The organism is Streptomyces sp. NPDC027672 (assembly GCF_055566335.1).
In genome coordinates, this window is sequence record NZ_JBVHSO010000006.1 from 396,912 (window position 1) to 413,262 (window position 16,351).

Annotated in this window: 9 protein-coding genes; 8 read left to right on the forward strand and 1 reads right to left on the reverse strand. The window is 72.9% G+C overall.

Annotated features, from left to right (window positions below; genetic code table 11):
- Positions 1-35: 35 nt before the first annotated feature.
- Complete coding sequence (locus tag ACZ4SV_RS17675) at positions 36-2,507, reverse strand: DEAD/DEAH box helicase (protein ID WP_468005260.1); 2,472 nt, start codon at positions 2,505-2,507, stop codon at positions 36-38.
- A gap of 160 nt (positions 2,508-2,667) precedes the next feature.
- Between ACZ4SV_RS17675 and bldG the strand changes: the two genes are divergently transcribed.
- The 8 genes from bldG (at position 2,668) to tmk (ending at position 16,115) form a co-directional block, all read left to right on the forward strand.
- Positions 2,668-3,009 carry an anti-sigma factor antagonist BldG gene (gene bldG, locus ACZ4SV_RS17680; RefSeq protein ID WP_365873753.1) on the forward strand — a complete coding sequence of 114 codons (342 nt, stop codon included), beginning with the start codon at positions 2,668-2,670 and terminating at the stop codon, positions 3,007-3,009.
- A gap of 380 nt (positions 3,010-3,389) precedes the next feature.
- Positions 3,390-3,821 carry an ATP-binding protein gene (locus tag ACZ4SV_RS17685; RefSeq protein ID WP_365873755.1) on the forward strand — a complete coding sequence of 144 codons (432 nt, stop codon included), beginning with the start codon at positions 3,390-3,392 and terminating at the stop codon, positions 3,819-3,821.
- Between the two features lie 299 nt (positions 3,822-4,120).
- Complete coding sequence (locus ACZ4SV_RS17690; RefSeq protein ID WP_468005263.1) at positions 4,121-6,526, forward strand: sodium-translocating pyrophosphatase; 2,406 nt, start codon at positions 4,121-4,123, stop codon at positions 6,524-6,526.
- Positions 6,527-6,810: 284 nt separating this feature from the next.
- Positions 6,811-7,422, forward strand: a complete 612-nt coding sequence (locus ACZ4SV_RS17695; RefSeq protein WP_365941462.1) for a small secreted protein — start codon at positions 6,811-6,813, stop codon at positions 7,420-7,422.
- A 61-nt stretch (positions 7,423-7,483) separates the two neighbouring features.
- Positions 7,484-9,004 carry a DUF7059 domain-containing protein gene (locus ACZ4SV_RS17700; RefSeq protein ID WP_468005265.1) on the forward strand — a complete coding sequence of 507 codons (1,521 nt, stop codon included), beginning with the start codon at positions 7,484-7,486 and terminating at the stop codon, positions 9,002-9,004.
- A gap of 280 nt (positions 9,005-9,284) precedes the next feature.
- Positions 9,285-9,482 carry a hypothetical protein gene (locus ACZ4SV_RS17705; RefSeq protein ID WP_468005267.1) on the forward strand — a complete coding sequence of 66 codons (198 nt, stop codon included), beginning with the start codon at positions 9,285-9,287 and terminating at the stop codon, positions 9,480-9,482.
- 256 nt (positions 9,483-9,738) lie between these two features.
- Positions 9,739-12,582: a type I DNA topoisomerase gene (gene topA, locus ACZ4SV_RS17710; protein ID WP_468005269.1), complete on the forward strand. Its 2,844-nt coding sequence runs from the start codon at positions 9,739-9,741 to the stop codon at positions 12,580-12,582.
- A 125-nt stretch (positions 12,583-12,707) separates the two neighbouring features.
- Positions 12,708-16,115, forward strand: a complete 3,408-nt coding sequence (gene tmk / locus ACZ4SV_RS17715) for a dTMP kinase (protein ID WP_468005271.1) — start codon at positions 12,708-12,710, stop codon at positions 16,113-16,115.
- Positions 16,116-16,351: the final 236 nt, after the last annotated feature.

Below are 16,351 nucleotides of genomic sequence, written 5' to 3' on the forward strand. Positions count from 1 at the left end.
CCGGACGGAGGGTCCCGGACCACACCGGCCTGCCGCTAACCCCTTTCGGCCTCCTCCACCGCCTCCCCCACAGCCGTCTCCCCGGCCCTCTCCGCCGCCTTCTCCACCGGCCGCTCCTCGGCCTTCTCCTCCGGCGGTTCCTCCGGGGCTCCCCGCAACAGCACCGTGAGGAGCCGTACCGCCCCCCTCTTGTGCAGCGGGTCGTTGCCGTTGCCGCACTTGGGGGACTGGATGCAGGACGGGCAGCCCGCGTCGCACTCGCAGGAGGCGATGGCCTCGCGGGTGGCGGCGAGCCAGGCGCGTGCGGTGTGGAAGGCACGCTCGGCGAAGCCCGCGCCGCCGGGCTGGCCGTCGTAGACGAAGACCGTCGGCAGGAGCGTGTCGGGGTGCAGCGGGACCGAGACACCGCCGATGTCCCAGCGGTCGCAGGTCGCGAAGAGAGGCAGCATGCCGATGGAGGCGTGCTCGGCGGCGTGCAGGGAGCCGCCGAGGATCTCCGGGGTGATCCGGGCCTCGTCCAACTGGTCCTCGGTGACCGTCCACCACACCGCGCGGGTGCGCAGCGTACGGGGAGGGAGGTCGAGTTTCGTCTCGCCCAGCACTTCGCCGGTGATGAGGCGGCGGCGGAGGTAGGAGACCACCTGGTTGGTGACCTCCACCGAGCCGTAGCACAGGCGGCCGGCGCCCCACGGGACCTCGGTGTCGGTCTCCAGGACGGAGATCGACGTGGTGTCGCGGGCGACCGTCGAGTAGGGCGGGTCGGCCTGTTCGACCAGGGCCACCGAGTCCTCCAGGTCCAGGGAGCGCACCAGATAGGTGCGGCCCTGGTGCAGGTGGACGGCGCCCTCGTGGACCGTGGAGTGCGCGGCGCCCGCGTCGACCGTGCCGAGCAGCCGGCCCGTGCCGGACTCCACGATCTGCACCGGGCGGCCGCCGGTGCCCCGAATGTCGGTGAGGTCGGCGGCCCGCTCCCGGCGGGTCCAGTGCCAGGCCCGCGTGCGGCGGCGCAGCAGCTTCGCGGCCTCCAGCTGCGGCAGCACGTCCGCGCAGGCGGGGCCGAAGAGGGCGAGGTCCGCCTCGGTCAGCGGCAGCTCGGCGGCGGCGGCGCACAGGTGCGGGGCGAGGACGTACGGGTTGTCGGGGTCCAGGACCGTCGATTCCACCGGTTGGTCGAACAGGGCCTCGGGATGGTGGACGAGGAAGGTGTCCAGCGGGTCGTCGCGGGCGACGAGGACCGCGAGGGCGCCTTGGCCGGAGCGGCCCGCGCGGCCCGCCTGCTGCCACAGGGACGCGCGCGTGCCCGGGTAGCCGGCGATCACCACCGCGTCCAGGCCCGAGACGTCCACGCCCAGCTCCAGGGCCGTCGTGGCGGCGAGACCCAGGAGTTCACCGGAGTGCAGGGCGCGCTCCAGGGCGCGGCGCTCCTCGGGGAGGTAGCCGCCGCGGTAGGCCGCGACACGCCGGACCAGAGAGCGGTCCACCTCGGCGAGTCTCTCCTGGGCGATGAGCGCGATCAGCTCGGCGCCGCGCCGGGAGCGCACGAAGGCGACCGAGCGCACGCCCTGCACGGTGAGGTCGGTCAGCAGATCGGCGGTCTCGGCGGTGGCGGTACGCCGGACGGGTGCGCCCCGCTCGCCGTGCAGGTCGGTGAGCGGCGGCTCCCAGAGGGCGAAGACCAGCTCCCCGCGCGGGGAGGCGTCGTCGGCGACCTCCACGACCGGCAGGCCGGTCAGCCGGCGGGCGGCGACCGCGGGCTCGGCGGCGGTCGCCGAGGCCAGCAGGAACACGGGGGAGGAGCCGTAGCGGGCGCACAGGCGGCGCAGCCGGCGCAGCACCTGGGCGACGTGCGAGCCGAAGACGCCCCGGTAGGTGTGGCACTCGTCGATGACGACGTAACGGAGCGATTTGAGGAAGGAGGACCAGCGCGGGTGGGAGGGGAGTATCCCGCGGTGCAGCATGTCCGGGTTGGTCAGGACGTAGTTGGCGTACTGGCGGATCCACTCCCGTTCCTCGAACGGCGTGTCGCCGTCGTAGACCGCGGGGCGCACCGAGGTGCCGAGTGGTTGTGAAAGTTCCTTCACCGACCGGCACTGGTCCGCCGCGAGCGCCTTGGTGGGGGCCAGGTACAGGGCGGTGGCGCCACGCCCGTTGGGGGCCTCGGAGCCGTCCAGGAGGGCGGACAGGACGGGCACGAGGTAGGCGAGGGACTTGCCGGACGCCGTGCCGGTGGCGACGACCACCGACTCGCCGTCCAGGGCGTGCTCGGCGGCCAGCGCCTGGTGTGCCCAGGGATGCTCGATGCCGCACGCCTGGACGGCCGCGATCACCTCGGCCCGAATACGGTCAGGCCAGACGGCATGGCGGCCCGCTCGCGGGGGCAAGTGCTCCGTATGAGTGATGCGCGCGGCGCGGCTCGGCCCGGAGGCGAGCCGGTCCAGGACCGCGCCCGGAGACGGGCGGGACGCCGGGGCCGCCGGGGTTCGATCGGATCGGTGATTCTTGGCCATCGGCACCGAGTGTGTCACCGGCGTGACGGACAATGGGGTCAAGGCGTCGTGCACGCCTGCCGTAAGTGATTGAATGCCATGGCGGCTGGCGTTGCGTCCCGGGGGTCGCAAGCCGAGAGCCCGAGGGGCGACCGCTCGATAGCAAGGTGCTGGAGGATCCGTGGACCTGTCCCTGTCGACCCGTACCGTCGGCGATCGTACGGTCGTCGAGGTCGGTGGCGAAATCGACGTATATACCGCGCCCAAGCTGCGCGAGCAGCTGGTCGAGCTGGTGAACGACGGGAATTTCCACCTCGTCGTCGACATGGAGGGCGTGGACTTCCTCGACTCCACCGGGCTCGGCGTACTGGTCGGCGGCCTGAAGCGGGTGCGTGCCCATGAGGGCTCGCTGCGCCTGGTCTGCAACCAGGAGCGCATTCTCAAGATCTTCCGGATCACCGGCCTGACCAAGGTGTTCCCGATCCACAACTCGGTCGAGGAAGCGGTCGCGGCCACCGACTGACCGCTCGCCGGCCGACCGGTCACCGGCTGTTCGGCCGCTGACCGGTCACCGGCCGATCCGGACCGGTCGCCGGCGCCCGGGCTCCTGCCGGGGCGCGGTCGCCGGCCGGTCCGTCCCTGGCCGCCGCCGCGGTCGGTCCCAGCCTCCCCGGCCGGTACCGGCCCGCCGGAACCGGCCGACCGATACGACCGCCCGGCCGATATGACTGCCCGGCCGACACCGGCCGACACCGGCCGACAAAGGCCGACAGCGACCGGTATCGGCCGACGCGGCCAGGCGAAGGATGCGGACGGACGGCCCGGGGCACAGATGTACACGCAGGGGGCGGGTCGCCCGGCGGCCCGCCGTCGACCGCACGCCCGTAGTCGCGAGGGGGATGCATGGCCACCGTCGAACTCCGCTTCAGCGCGCTGCCCGAGCACGTCCGGACCGCCCGGCTGGTGGCGGCAGCGGTGGCGCGCAGGGCCGGAGTGGACGAGGCCGTCCTCGACGAGGTGCGGCTCGCCGTGGGCGAGGCCTGCTCACGCGCCGTCGGACTGCACCAGAGCAGTGGCGTCACGGCACCGGTGAAGGTGGCGCTGATCGAAGAGGAGAAACAGTTCTCCATCGAGGTCGGCGACGAGGCGCCGCACGCCGTCCCGGGCGGCGACACGCCCGGCGCGCAGGACGTCGAGGCGGAGATCGAGGAGGACGAGATGGGCCTCGCGGTCATCAGCGGCCTCGTCGACGACGTGGAGGTCAGCACCGGACCGGGCGGCGGACTGATCCGCATGACCTGGCCGACCACCCCGCCGGCCACGGCGCTCGTCTGACCAGCCGTCGTACCCGTACGTCCAAGGGCCCTGCTCAGCAGGGCCCTTGTCGTTTTCCGCCGGCCCTCCGGAATGTCGTGAAGGAATTCACGATCAATAGCCCGATAATTTGATCAAGCGCCAATGCGGTCGTCAATGCCCTGAAGGCGTTACTTCTTTCGGGCCCCGTGTCGTTACCTCGATCATTTGCTGAAGAGCGGGAGGAGGCTGATTTCGTTTACCGTCCTCTTTTTAGATCACCCCGGGGTACCTACAATCCGTCCACATCTTGAGCTCAGCCCAAGCGTCAAGGAGGACGAATGGCGGGGCTTTCTACCCCTCTTCAGTCGGGTCATCCCACTTCTCTCGCGGCCGCGGTCCTGACCGACGACAATCGGATCATCGTGGCCGTCATCGCGGCCGTCGCCCTGGCCGCGCTGGTGGTCGCGGGAGTCCTGGTGCGTCAGGTCCTCGCGGCGGGCGAGGGCACCGAGAGCATGAAACGGATCGCTGAGGCGGTCCAGGAAGGTGCCAAGGCGTATCTCGCCCGGCAGTTGCGCACCCTCGGCGTATTCGCCGTCGTCGTCTTCTTCCTGCTCATGCTGCTGCCCGCGGACGACTGGAATCAGCGGGCCGGCCGATCGGTGTTCTTCCTGATCGGCGCGGCGTTCTCGGCGGCCACCGGCTATATCGGCATGTGGCTCGCCGTGCGCAGCAACGTACGGGTCGCCGCGGCGGCCCGGGAAGCCACTCCGGCGGAAGGCGAACCGGAAAAGGATCTGACCACCGTCTCGCACACCGCGATGAAGATCGCGTTTCGCACGGGTGGCGTCGTCGGCATGTTCACGGTGGGGCTCGGCCTGCTGGGCGCCTCCTGTGTCGTGCTGGTGTACGCCGCCGACGCGCCGAAGGTGCTGGAGGGCTTCGGCCTCGGCGCCGCACTGATCGCGATGTTCATGCGGGTGGGCGGCGGCATCTTCACCAAGGCCGCCGACGTCGGCGCCGACCTGGTCGGCAAGGTCGAGCAGGGCATTCCGGAGGACGACCCGCGCAATGCCGCGACCATCGCCGACAACGTGGGCGACAACGTCGGCGACTGCGCGGGCATGGCGGCCGACCTCTTCGAGTCGTACGCCGTGACCCTGGTGGCCGCGCTGATCCTCGGCAAGGCCGCCTTCGGCGACGCCGGACTGGCCTTCCCGCTGCTGGTGCCCGCCATCGGGGTGCTCACCGCGATGATCGGCATCTTCGCGGTCGCCCCGCGCCGCAGCGACCGCAGCGGCATGAGCGCGATCAACCGCGGCTTCTTCATCTCCGCGGTGATCTCGCTCGCGCTGGTCGCGGTGGCCGTCTTCGTCTATCTGCCGGGGAGGTACGCCGACCTCGGCGGTGTCACCGACGCGGCGATCCGGGGCAAGGCCGGCGACCCGCGCGTCCTCGCGCTGGTCGCGGTGGCCATCGGCATCGTGCTCGCCGCCGTCATCCAGCAGTTGACCGGCTACTTCACCGAGACCAACCGCCGTCCGGTGCGGGACATCGGCAAGACCTCCCTCACCGGGCCGGCCACCGTCGTCCTGGCCGGCATCTCGGTCGGGCTGGAGTCGGCGGTGTACACGGCGCTGCTCATCGGGCTCGGCGTGTACGGCGCGTTCCTGCTCGGCGGCACGTCGATCATGCTGGCGCTGTTCGCCGTGGCCCTGGCCGGCACCGGCCTGCTCACCACGGTCGGTGTGATCGTCGCCATGGACACCTTCGGGCCGGTCTCGGACAACGCGCAGGGCATCGCCGAGATGTCCGGCGACGTCCAGGGGGCGGGCGCGCAGGTGCTCACCAACCTGGACGCGGTCGGCAACACCACCAAGGCCATCACCAAGGGCATCGCCATCGCCACCGCCGTCCTCGCCGCGTCGGCGCTGTTCGGGTCGTACCGCGACGCGATCACCACCAATGTGCAGGGCGTCGGCGCGAAGCTGACCGGGCCGGGCTCGCCGCTGACCCTGTCCATGGACATCTCGCAGCCCAACAACCTCGTCGGCCTCATCGCGGGCGCCGCGGTCGTCTTCCTCTTCTCCGGGCTGGCCATCAACGCCGTGTCGCGTTCGGCCGGATCGGTGGTGTTCGAGGTGCGACGGCAGTTCCGCGAGCACCCCGGGATCATGGACTACACCGAGAAGCCCGAGTACGGCCGGGTCGTCGACATCTGCACCAAGGACGCCCTGCGCGAGCTGGCCACGCCCGGACTGCTCGCCGTCATGGCGCCGATCTTCATCGGGTTCACCCTCGGCGTCGGCGCGCTCGGCTCGTACCTGGCCGGCGCGATCGGCGCGGGCACGCTGATGGCGGTGTTCCTGGCGAACTCCGGCGGCGCCTGGGACAACGCCAAGAAACTGGTGGAGGACGGCCACCACGGCGGCAAGGGCAGCGAGGCGCACGCGGCCACGGTGATCGGCGACACGGTCGGCGACCCCTTCAAGGACACCGCCGGACCCGCGATCAACCCGCTGCTGAAGGTCATGAACCTGGTGTCGCTGCTCATCGCGCCGGCGGTGATCAGGTTCTCCTACGGCGACGACAAGAACATCGGCGTCCGGATCGGTGTCGCGGTCCTGGCGCTGCTGGTGATCATCGTCGCCGTGTACGTCTCCAAGCGGCGCGGCATCACCGTCGGGGACGAGGACAGCACCGAGCGGGTGGCCAAGTCGCCCGACGCGGCGGTCGTTTCGTAGGACGAGACCGGAAGTCCCGTGGAACGGGCGGGCGGACGGCGCGCGATGGCGTGCCGCCCGCCCGCTTTCCTTGTCCGGCCCCCGCACGCCCTCGGCTGCGTGGCCGGACGCCCTCCGTTACGCGGTCGCCGCACGCCCTCCATTGCGCGGTCGCGCGCCTCGTGAGCCTTCTCTCCTCCGGTGCAAATAGTCACAAAACCTGACCGATGCCTCTCCCGGCGCGGGGAGGGAGGCCGTCCGCGTGTAGATTCCGGGGGCCGAGAGCCATGGAAGGGACCAATCCGGTGAACAAGAAGCTCGCGGCCGCGCTGTCCGGCGGTGCGGTACTGGTGGTGGCGATGACGGGGTGCGGCAGCAGCGGCCCCAAGGAGCCCGACCCCAAGCTGGTGTCCTGGGCCAAGACGGTGTGCGACGCCATACCCGCGCAGACCGCGAAGATCCGGTCGGCCAACGCCTCGATCGCGTCCATCGCCACGGACAGCAACCTGCCGCCCAAGGACGCCCAGAAGACGTACGTGGCGGCCTTCCAGGACATGTCCGACGGTTACAAGGCGCTCGCGGACGCCCTCGACAGCGCCGGCGCGCCCCCCGGTATCGACGGCGGCGCCAAGCTGCAGCGGGACGCGGCGAAGAACCTCGCCGACCTGTCCACGTCGTACACCGGGCTGAAGAAGACGGTCGACGGGCTCGACACCAAGAACCAGAGCAAGTTCGCCAAGGGCCTCAAGGAGGTCGCCGGCCAGACCAAGGAGGTCGGCAAGCAGGGCGACAACGGCACGCAGGCGCTGAAGCGGCTGGAGCAGGGCGACGTCAAGGAGGCCATGGCCAAGCAGCCCAGCTGCAAGGTCGCCGCGTCCGCGACGGCCCGCGCCACGGCGCCCGCGACGGCCGGCTGACCCCGGCGCCCGGGCCGCGCGGAAGCGGCCCCGGGCCGCCGCGGCGGGCCACAATGGGGGCGTGACTGACTCCGGACCCGCCCCCCTGCCCGCCTCCGACCGGCCCGACACCGCCGCGCGCCTGAGGGACGCGCTGCTGGCCGCCTCCTTCACCGCCGACGGGCTGCTCGACCTGCTCGGCGCCGCCGCCTACGCGGCGCTGGCCCGCAGCGAGACCGTGCCCGCCCTGCGGGCGACCCGCGGCGACACACCGCTGGAGACGCTCGTCCGGCTGTTCCTGCTCCAGCAGCCGGTGCCCCGCGCCCGCGTGGCGGACGTGCTGCCGGTGACGGAGGCGCTGGAGGGAGGCTGGCTCACGCCCGTGGGCGGCGACGAGGTGGCCGCGACCGTGGACGTACGGCCGTACGGCGGTCCCGGCGGCGAAGACTGGTTCATCGTCTCCGACCTCGGCTGCGCGGTCGGCGGTGCCGGCGGCATCGGACAGCACGACGAGGGAGTCGTCCTGGGCGTCGGCGGCGCCTCCACGACCCTGGCCGGCATCACCGTCCGCACCCCTGTCGCCGCCGCGCTGGACCTCGGCACCGGCTCCGGCATCCAGGCGCTGCACGCCGCCCAGCACGCCACGCGCGTGACGGCGACCGATCTCAACCCGCGTGCGCTGCACACCACGGCGCTCACGCTGGCGCTGTCCGGCGCGCCCGCGGCCGACCTGCGCGCGGGGTCGCTGTTCGAGCCGGTCCGGGACGACGAGACCTTCGACCTGATCGTCTCCAACCCGCCGTTCGTGATCTCGCCGGGCGCCCGGCTGACGTACCGCGACGGCGGCATGGGCGGGGATGATCTGTGCCGCTCGCTCGTTCAGCAGGCGGGGGAACGGCTGACCGAGGGCGGGTTCGCGCAGTTCCTCGCGAACTGGCAGCACGTGGCGGGGGAGGACTGGCAGGACCGGCTCAGGTCGTGGGTGCCGCGCGGGTGCGACGCCTGGATCGTGCAGCGCGAGGTGCAGGACGTCACCCAGTACGCCGAGCTGTGGCTGAGGGACGCCGGCGACCACCGCGGCGACCCGGCGGAGTACCAGGCGCGGTACGACGCGTGGCTGGACGAGTTCGAGGCGCGCAAGGTCAGGGCGGTCGGCTTCGGCTGGATCACCCTGCGCCGGACCGGGTCCGCCGAGCCCGTCGTCACGGTGGAGGAGTGGCCGCACCCGGTCGAGCAGCCGCTCGGCGAGACGGTCCGGGCGCACTTCGACCGCCTCGACTACCTCCGGGAGCACGACGACGCGGCGCTGCTGGAGAGCCACTTCAGGCTGGCCGGCGAGGTGGTCCAGGAGCAGGTCGGGCTGCCCGGCGCCGAGGACCCGGAGCATGTGGTGCTGCGCCAGCACCGCGGGATGCGCCGGGCGACGAAGGTGGACACGGTCGGCGCCGGGTTCGCGGGCGTGTGCGACGGCACGCTGAGCGCGGGCCGCATCCTGGACGCCATCGCCCAGCTCGTCGGCGAGGACCCGGTGCTGCTGCGCGACCGCACGCCGGCGCAGATCCGGCTGCTGGTGGAGCAGGGGTTCCTGGAGCCGGTCGGCTGAGCGTGCGGGGGCGCCGCCGCATCCGGCGCACCAGGCGCCGGCCGTCCTGGCGGTGGGCTGAGCGCGCGGGCGCCGCGCGGCGGGGTGTCCGCCGCGCGCGCCGGCGCCTTTCCGGAAAACGGCCGGAAAAATATGGCCGACGCGATCGGGCCTCCCGGTTCGAGTGCGTTCGATTTCGTACCGGTCCCCCCGTTCACCCCGATGTCGCCCGTCGGCCTCCCGCGCGTGGCACCCTCCCGGCACCGGGCACGGCCGGCGGCGGGGAAGGGGCGGACGGGCGATGGAGAGTGGACCGGCGATCTTCGCGGGAGCGGCGTTCGCCCTGTTCGGAGCCGGTCTGCTGGCCTGGACCGGCACGCGTCTGCGGCGCCGGGAACCGGTGGCCCTCGATGTGAGTCCGGTCGCATCGGCCACCGTCGCGAGCGTGGCCGGGACGGTCGCGCTGGCCCTCGCCGCGTACTGCCTGACCGGGTGCTGAGCCGGGCGTCGGCCGTTCCCCGGCGTGAGGGGGGCGTTACGCTCCGGACAGGGGTGCGAGGGCGGCCCCACGATCCGGGCGGCAGGAATGCCGGTAGTCGGGTTACCGTTCGAGTGGCCGTTGTGGGCTTTTCCCGTTTGACACGGGGGCGGGATGTAGCGTCACACTCCGCAGCGTCACACGAGCCAGCAGTACGCCGCGACCCCGGGACGAAGGACTGGGGAGGCCCAAGCGTCGACCGGAGAGAAGAGCGAAGTTGTCCCCGACCAGCGAGACCGCACACGGCGGTCGCCGACTCGTCATCGTCGAGTCGCCTGCCAAGGCGAAGACGATCAAGGGCTATCTCGGCCCTGGCTACATCGTCGAGGCGAGCGTCGGGCACATCCGCGACCTTCCCAACGGCGCCGCGGAGGTGCCCGAGAAGTACACCGGCGAGGTCCGTCGCCTCGGTGTGGACGTCGACCATGACTTCCAGCCGATCTATGTGATCAACGCGGACAAGAAGGCTCAGGTCAAGAAGCTCAAGGACCTGCTGAAGGACTCCGACGAGCTGTTCCTCGCCACCGATGAGGACCGGGAGGGCGAGGCGATCGCCTGGCACCTCCAGGAGGTCCTGAAGCCGAAGATCCCGGTCAAGCGCATGGTGTTCCACGAGATCACCAAGGACGCGATCCGCGCGGCCGTCGCCAACCCGCGCCAGCTCAACCAGAAGCTGGTCGACGCCCAGGAGACCCGCCGCATCCTCGACCGCCTCTACGGCTACGAGGTCTCCCCGGTGCTGTGGAAGAAGGTCATGCCCCGGCTGTCGGCCGGCCGCGTGCAGTCCGTGGCCACCCGGCTCGTCGTGGAGCGGGAACGCGAGCGCATCGCCTTCCGTTCCGCCGAGTACTGGGACCTGACGGGCACCTTCGCGACCGGCCGCGCGGGAGACTCCTCGGACCCGTCCTCGCTGGTCGCCCGCCTCCAGACGGTCGACGGCAGGCGCGTCGCGCAGGGCCGCGACTTCGACTCCGTGGGCCGGCTCAAGAGCGACAGCACCCTCCACCTCGACGAGGCGACCGCCCGCGCCCTCGCCGCCGCGCTGGAGGACACCCGCTTCTCCGTGCGGTCCGTCGAGTCCAAGCCGTACCGCCGCTCGCCGTACGCCCCGTTCCGTACGACGACGCTCCAGCAGGAGGCCAGCCGCAAGCTGGGCTTCGGCGCGAAGGCGACCATGCAGGTCGCGCAGAAGCTGTACGAGAACGGCTACATCACGTACATGCGTACGGACTCCACGACGCTGAGCGAGACCGCGGTCGCCGCGGCCCGCGCCCAGGTCACGCAGTTGTACGGCGCCGACTACCTGCCTCCGCAGCCGCGCACCTACGCCGCCAAGGTGAAGAACGCGCAGGAGGCGCACGAGGCCATCCGTCCGTCGGGTGATCGTTTCCGCACGCCCGCGGAGACCGGTCTGACCGGCGACCAGTTCAAGCTGTACGAGCTGATCTGGAAGCGGACCGTCGCCTCCCAGATGAAGGACGCGACCGGGAACAGCGTCACGGTGAAGATCGGCGGCAGGTCCGCCGACGGCCGGGACGTCGAGTTCAGCGCGTCCGGCAAGACGATCACCTTCCACGGCTTCCTGAAGGCCTACGTCGAGGGTGCCGACGACCCGAACGCCGAGCTGGACGACCGTGAGCGCCGGCTGCCGCAGGTCGCCGAGGGCGACGCGCTGTCCGCCGAGGAGATCACGGTGGACGGCCACGCGACCAAGCCGCCGGCCCGGTACACCGAGGCCAGCCTGGTCAAGGAGCTGGAAGAGCGCGAGATCGGCCGCCCGTCGACGTACGCGTCGATCATCGGCACGATCCTCGACCGCGGTTACGTCTTCAAGAAGGGCACGGCCCTCGTGCCGTCCTTCCTGTCCTTCGCCGTGGTGAACCTCCTGGAGAAGCACTTCGGGCGGCTCGTCGACTACGACTTCACCGCGAAGATGGAGGACGACCTCGACCGCATCGCGGCGGGCGAGGCCAAGGCCGTGCCGTGGCTGAAGCGCTTCTACTTCGGCAAGGGCACCGTCACCGGCAGCGCGGCCGACGCGGGCAACGGCGACGGCGACCACCTCGGCGGCCTCAAGGAACTGGTGACCGACCTGGGCGCGATCGACGCCCGCGAGGTGTCGTCGTTCCCCGTGGGCAACGGCATCGTGCTCCGCGTCGGCCGCTACGGCCCGTACATCGAGCGCGGCGAGAAGGACACCGAGGACCACCAGCGCGCCGACATCCCCGACGACCTCGCGCCGGACGAGCTGACCGTCGAGCTGGCCGAAGAGCTGCTGGCCAAGCCGAGCGGCGACTTCGAGCTGGGCACCGACCCGCAGACGGGCCACCAGATCGTCGCCAAGGCCGGCCGCTACGGTCCGTACGTCACCGAGATCCTGCCCGAGGGCACCCCGAAGACCGGCAAGAACGCGGTCAAGCCGCGGACGGCCTCGCTCTTCAAGTCCATGTCACTCGACACGGTGACGCTCGAGGACGCGCTGAAGCTGATGTCGCTGCCGCGGGTCGTCGGCACCGACGCGGACGGCCAGGAGATCACCGCGCAGAACGGCCGCTACGGCCCGTACCTGAAGAAGGGCACGGACTCGCGGTCGCTGCAGGCCGAGGACCAGCTCTTCACGATCACGCTGGAGGAGGCGCAGGCGATCTACGCCCAGCCGAAGCAGCGTGGCCGGGCCGCGGCCAAGCCGCCGCTGAAGGAGCTGGGCGAGGACCCGGTCTCCAACAAGCCGGTCGTGGTCAAGGACGGCCGCTTCGGCCCGTACGTCACCGACGGCGAGACGAACGCGACCCTCCGGTCGGGTGACAGCGTCGAGACGATCACTCCTGAGCGTGGTTTCGAGCTGCTCGCGGAGAAGCGCGCCAAGAGCCCGGCCAAGAAGACCGCGAAGAAGGCGGCGGCCAAGAAGACCGCCCCGGCGAAGAAGACCGCGGCCAAGAAGACGGCCGCCAAGACCACGGCCGCCAAGACGACGGCCACCGCGAAGAAGACGGCCGCCAAGAAGACCACCGCCAAGAAGGCGACGGCTTCGAAGGCGACGGCTTCCGGCACGGAGGACTGACCCTCCCGGCTTCGCCCAGCGCACGTCCGCCCCGGTGCCCGTCGGCCCCGGGGCGGACGTACGTGCGTACGCGGGGACACGGACACGCGAGGTGTGCTGTCAGCGCCTGCGGATAGGCTGAACGCATGACGCGAGCCGAGCAGCCAACGGCCCATCCCACAGCCCCGGACGACGCCCTGGTCGCGGACTCCCGCGAGCGCGCCGTCCGCTCCCTGCTGCGCCGGCCGCAGCTGAGGCGCCTGTGGAGCGCGCAACTGGTCAGCGGTGTCGGCGACACCCTGTCCCTCCTCGTCCTCGTCGTCCTGGTCCTCCAGGCGGCGATCTCCGCGGGCGCCTTCGGCGGCGGCTACCGAGGCGTGGCGTTCGCGGTGGCGACGGTCTTCGGTGCCCGCGTCCTCGCGACGCTGCTCTTCGGCGCCGTCCTCCTCGGCCCGGTGACCTCGCTCACCGCCCAGGAGGGCCCACTCGACCGCCGCTGGACCATGGTCGGCGCCGACGGCCTGCGCGCCGCGCTGCTGATCGTCGCGCCCCTGTGGATCGACTGGACCCCGGACGACGCGCTCGCCGTGCTGCTGGTCACCGCCTTCGTCACCGGCGTCGCCGAGCGGCTGTGGACGGTCTGCCGGGAGAGCGCCGCCCCCGCCCTGCTGCCGGCCCCGCCCCCGGAGGGCGCGACCGTACGGCCGCTGCCGGACCACCTGGACGCCCTGCGCCGCCTCGCGCTGCGCACCGGCTTCCTCGCGGTCCCGCTGGCCGCCGCCGCCCTGGTCGTGGCGGGCCTGCTGAACAACCTGCTGGGCACCGGCGTGGCCTGGTTCGGCCAGCACCAGGCGGCCCTCGGGTCGTACGTCGCGGCGGGCCTGTTCGCCGCCTCCCTGTCCGTGCTGACGTACCTGGAGGTGCCCGGCACGCGCACCCCGCGCGCGCGGTCCCCGCTGGAGGGCCTGCGCCGCCCGCGCACCGGCACCGGCGTCGACAAGGGCCGTACGGGCGCCGTCCCGCTGCTGGTCCCGGCCTGCGCCGGGGTCGCCGGGGCGATCGCGGCGGCCGTCTCGGTGTGCGTGCTGCACGCCAAGGACCTCGGCGGCGGCCCCGTGCTGTACGGCCTGTTGGTGCTGGGCCTGACCGGCGGTGTCGCCGCCGGCATCCGGACCGCGCCCGCCCTGCTGCCCTCGCTCTCCCGCCGCCGGCTGCTGGCCCTGGCGATCGCCGTCACCGGCATCGCGCTGCTGGCCGCCGGACTGGTCCCGGACGTCACCACGGTCCTGCTGCTCGTCACCCTGGCCGGCGCCGCCGCGGGCGTGGCCGCCAACACCGGGCACACCCTGCTCGACCAGGAGACCGAGGACCACCGCCGGGCGCGCACCACCGAGCACCTGCACGCCGTGGTCCGCGTCTTCATAGCGCTCGGCGTCCTGATCGCGCCCCTGTTCGCCGCGCTGATCGGCCCGCACCGGCTGGAGAACGGCAAGTTCGTCTTCGCGCACGGCGGCGCCGCGTTCACGCTGATGCTGGTCGGCGCGCTGCTGCTGCCGATGGCCGCGCTGGTCCTCGCCAAGGTCGACGACCGCTCCGGCGTGCCGCTGCGCCAGGACCTGCGGGACGCGCTGCTCGGCGGCGACGACCCGGTCACCACCCCCGCGGACAGCGGCTTCTTCATCGCCCTGGAGGGCGGCGACGGCGCCGGCAAGTCCACCCAGGCCGAGGCCCTCGCCGAGTGGATCCGCGCCAAGGGCCACGAGGTCGTCGTCACCCGCGAGCCCGGCGCCACCCCGGTGGGCAAGCGGCTGCGCTCCATCCTGCTGGACGTGTCCTCGGCGGGCCTGTCGCACCGCGCGGAGGCGCTGCTGTACGCCGCCGACCGCGCCGAGCACGTCGACACCGTCGTACGCCCCGCCCTGGAGCGCGGAGCGGTCGTCATCTCGGACCGCTACATCGACTCCTCCGTCGCCTACCAGGGCGCCGGCCGCGACCTGTCCCCGACCGAGGTCGCCCGCATCAACCGCTGGGCCACCCACGGTCTGGTCCCGCACCTCACCGTCCTGCTGGACGTCGCCCCGGAGACCGCCCGCGAGCGGTTCACCGAGGCGCCGGACCGGCTGGAGTCGGAGCCGGCGGAGTTCCACGCGCGCGTGCGCTCCGGTTTCCTCACGCTGGCCGCGTCCGACCCCGGCCGTTACCTGGTCGTGGACGCCGGACAGGAGCCCGAGGCCGTCACCACCGTGATCCGGCACCGGCTGGACACCGTGCTGCCGCTGTCCGAGGCCGAGGTCAAGGCCTTGGAGGAGGCCCGCCGGAAGGCCGAGGAGGAGGCTCGCCGCAAGGCCGAGGAAGAGGCCGCCCGCAAGGCCGAGGAGGAGCGCCTGGAGCGCGAGCGCCAGGCGCAGCTCGCCAAGCTGCGCGCCGAGGAGGAGGAGCGCAAGCGGCGCGAGCTGGAGGAGGCGCAGCGGCGCGAGGCCGAGCGGCAGGCGGAGGAGGCCCGGCAGCGGGCCGAGGAAGCCGCCCGGCGCGCGGAGGAGGAGCGGCAGCGGCTGCTCGCCGAGGAGAAGGCGCGCGCCGAGGCGGAGGCCCGCCGCAAGGCCGAGGAGGAGCGGCGCCGCAAGGAGGCCGAGGAAGAGGCCCGGCGGCGCGCCGAGGAAGAGGCCCGGCAGGCCCGGCTGCGCGCGGAGGAGGAGGCCCGGCGGCTGGCGGCGCAGCGCAAGGCCGAGGAGGCGCTGCTGCGCGCCGAGGAGGCCCGGCGGCAGGCCGCCGAGGCCGCGGCGGCGGCCGACGCGGCGGCCCGCAGGCCCAGCACGCCCCCGCCCGCGGCACCGGCCGCGGCCCCCGACGCGGCCACGGCGCCCGCACCGGACAAGGACCGGGGCACCGATGTGACCGTCCCGACCCCGGTGGTGTCCCCGGACGCACAGGCTCCGGACGCGGCACGGCGCCGGACGGACGGGCGGCCGGACGGGCGCCTCTCGGACGACACCACGGTGCTGCGGCCGGTGCGCGAGGAGCGCGGCGGCTGCGGCGGCGGCGCCCGGGGCGCCTACCCGGACTCCGAGGTGACCGCCGAACTGCCGCAGCCGCCCGCGCCCGGCCCGGCCGAGGAGACGGCCGTCCTGCCGCGGATCGTTCCGGGCGCGGCGGACGAGACGGCGGTCCTGCCGCCGGTGTCCGCCGAGCCGCCGGCCGGACCGGCCTCCGCGGGTCAGGGAGCGGCGGACGAGACCGCCGTGCTGCCGCCCGTACGGGGCGACGGCCCGGCGGACCGGGTGCCGCCCGGTTTCTTCCGGGACGAGCGGCCGGGGCCGGACGGCTCCGAGCCCCGCACGCGTGAGCTGCCCCAGCTCGACGCCGACGGCACGCCCCGCCGCCGCCCGCGCCCCGACTGGGCCGAGGAGACCCCGCTGGACGACCTGCCGACGCTGGCCGACGAACTGCTCGGGACGTACGACGAGCGGGACCACGGCGACCCGGGCGACGGCGGGGGACAGGGCCGGGCGGACCGCGGGAGCCGGGACGGCCGAGGCCGGGGACGCCGCGGCTGAGAGGGACGGACCGGACGCCGGGGTTCCGGGCAGGCCCGCCGAGCGGTTTCTGACCGGACCCGCCGGGAGGTTCCGGACCGGCCTGTCCGGGAGTTCCGGACCGGTCCCCTGAGAGGTTCCGGGCCGGTCCGTCCGGGGGCCGGTGAGCCGCCGCAGGTCCGGGGCCCGGACCTGCGGCGGCGTTCGTTGTCAGTGCCCGCCCGCACAATGGATCCCGGAACGCGGAATGTGACGGA

What these genes read in the sequence shown, in the direction of transcription:
- ACZ4SV_RS17675 (WP_468005260.1), bottom strand. Translation starts at nt 2,507, where the DNA reads ATGGCCAAGAATCACCGATCCGATCGAACCCCGGCGGCCCCGGCGTCC.
- ACZ4SV_RS17685 (WP_365873755.1), top strand. Translation starts at nt 3,390, where the DNA reads ATGGCCACCGTCGAACTCCGCTTCAGCGCGCTGCCCGAGCACGTCCGG.
- ACZ4SV_RS17690 (WP_468005263.1), top strand. Translation starts at nt 4,121, where the DNA reads ATGGCGGGGCTTTCTACCCCTCTTCAGTCGGGTCATCCCACTTCTCTC.
- ACZ4SV_RS17705 (WP_468005267.1), top strand. Translation starts at nt 9,285, where the DNA reads ATGGAGAGTGGACCGGCGATCTTCGCGGGAGCGGCGTTCGCCCTGTTC.
- tmk (WP_468005271.1), top strand. Translation starts at nt 12,708, where the DNA reads ATGACGCGAGCCGAGCAGCCAACGGCCCATCCCACAGCCCCGGACGAC.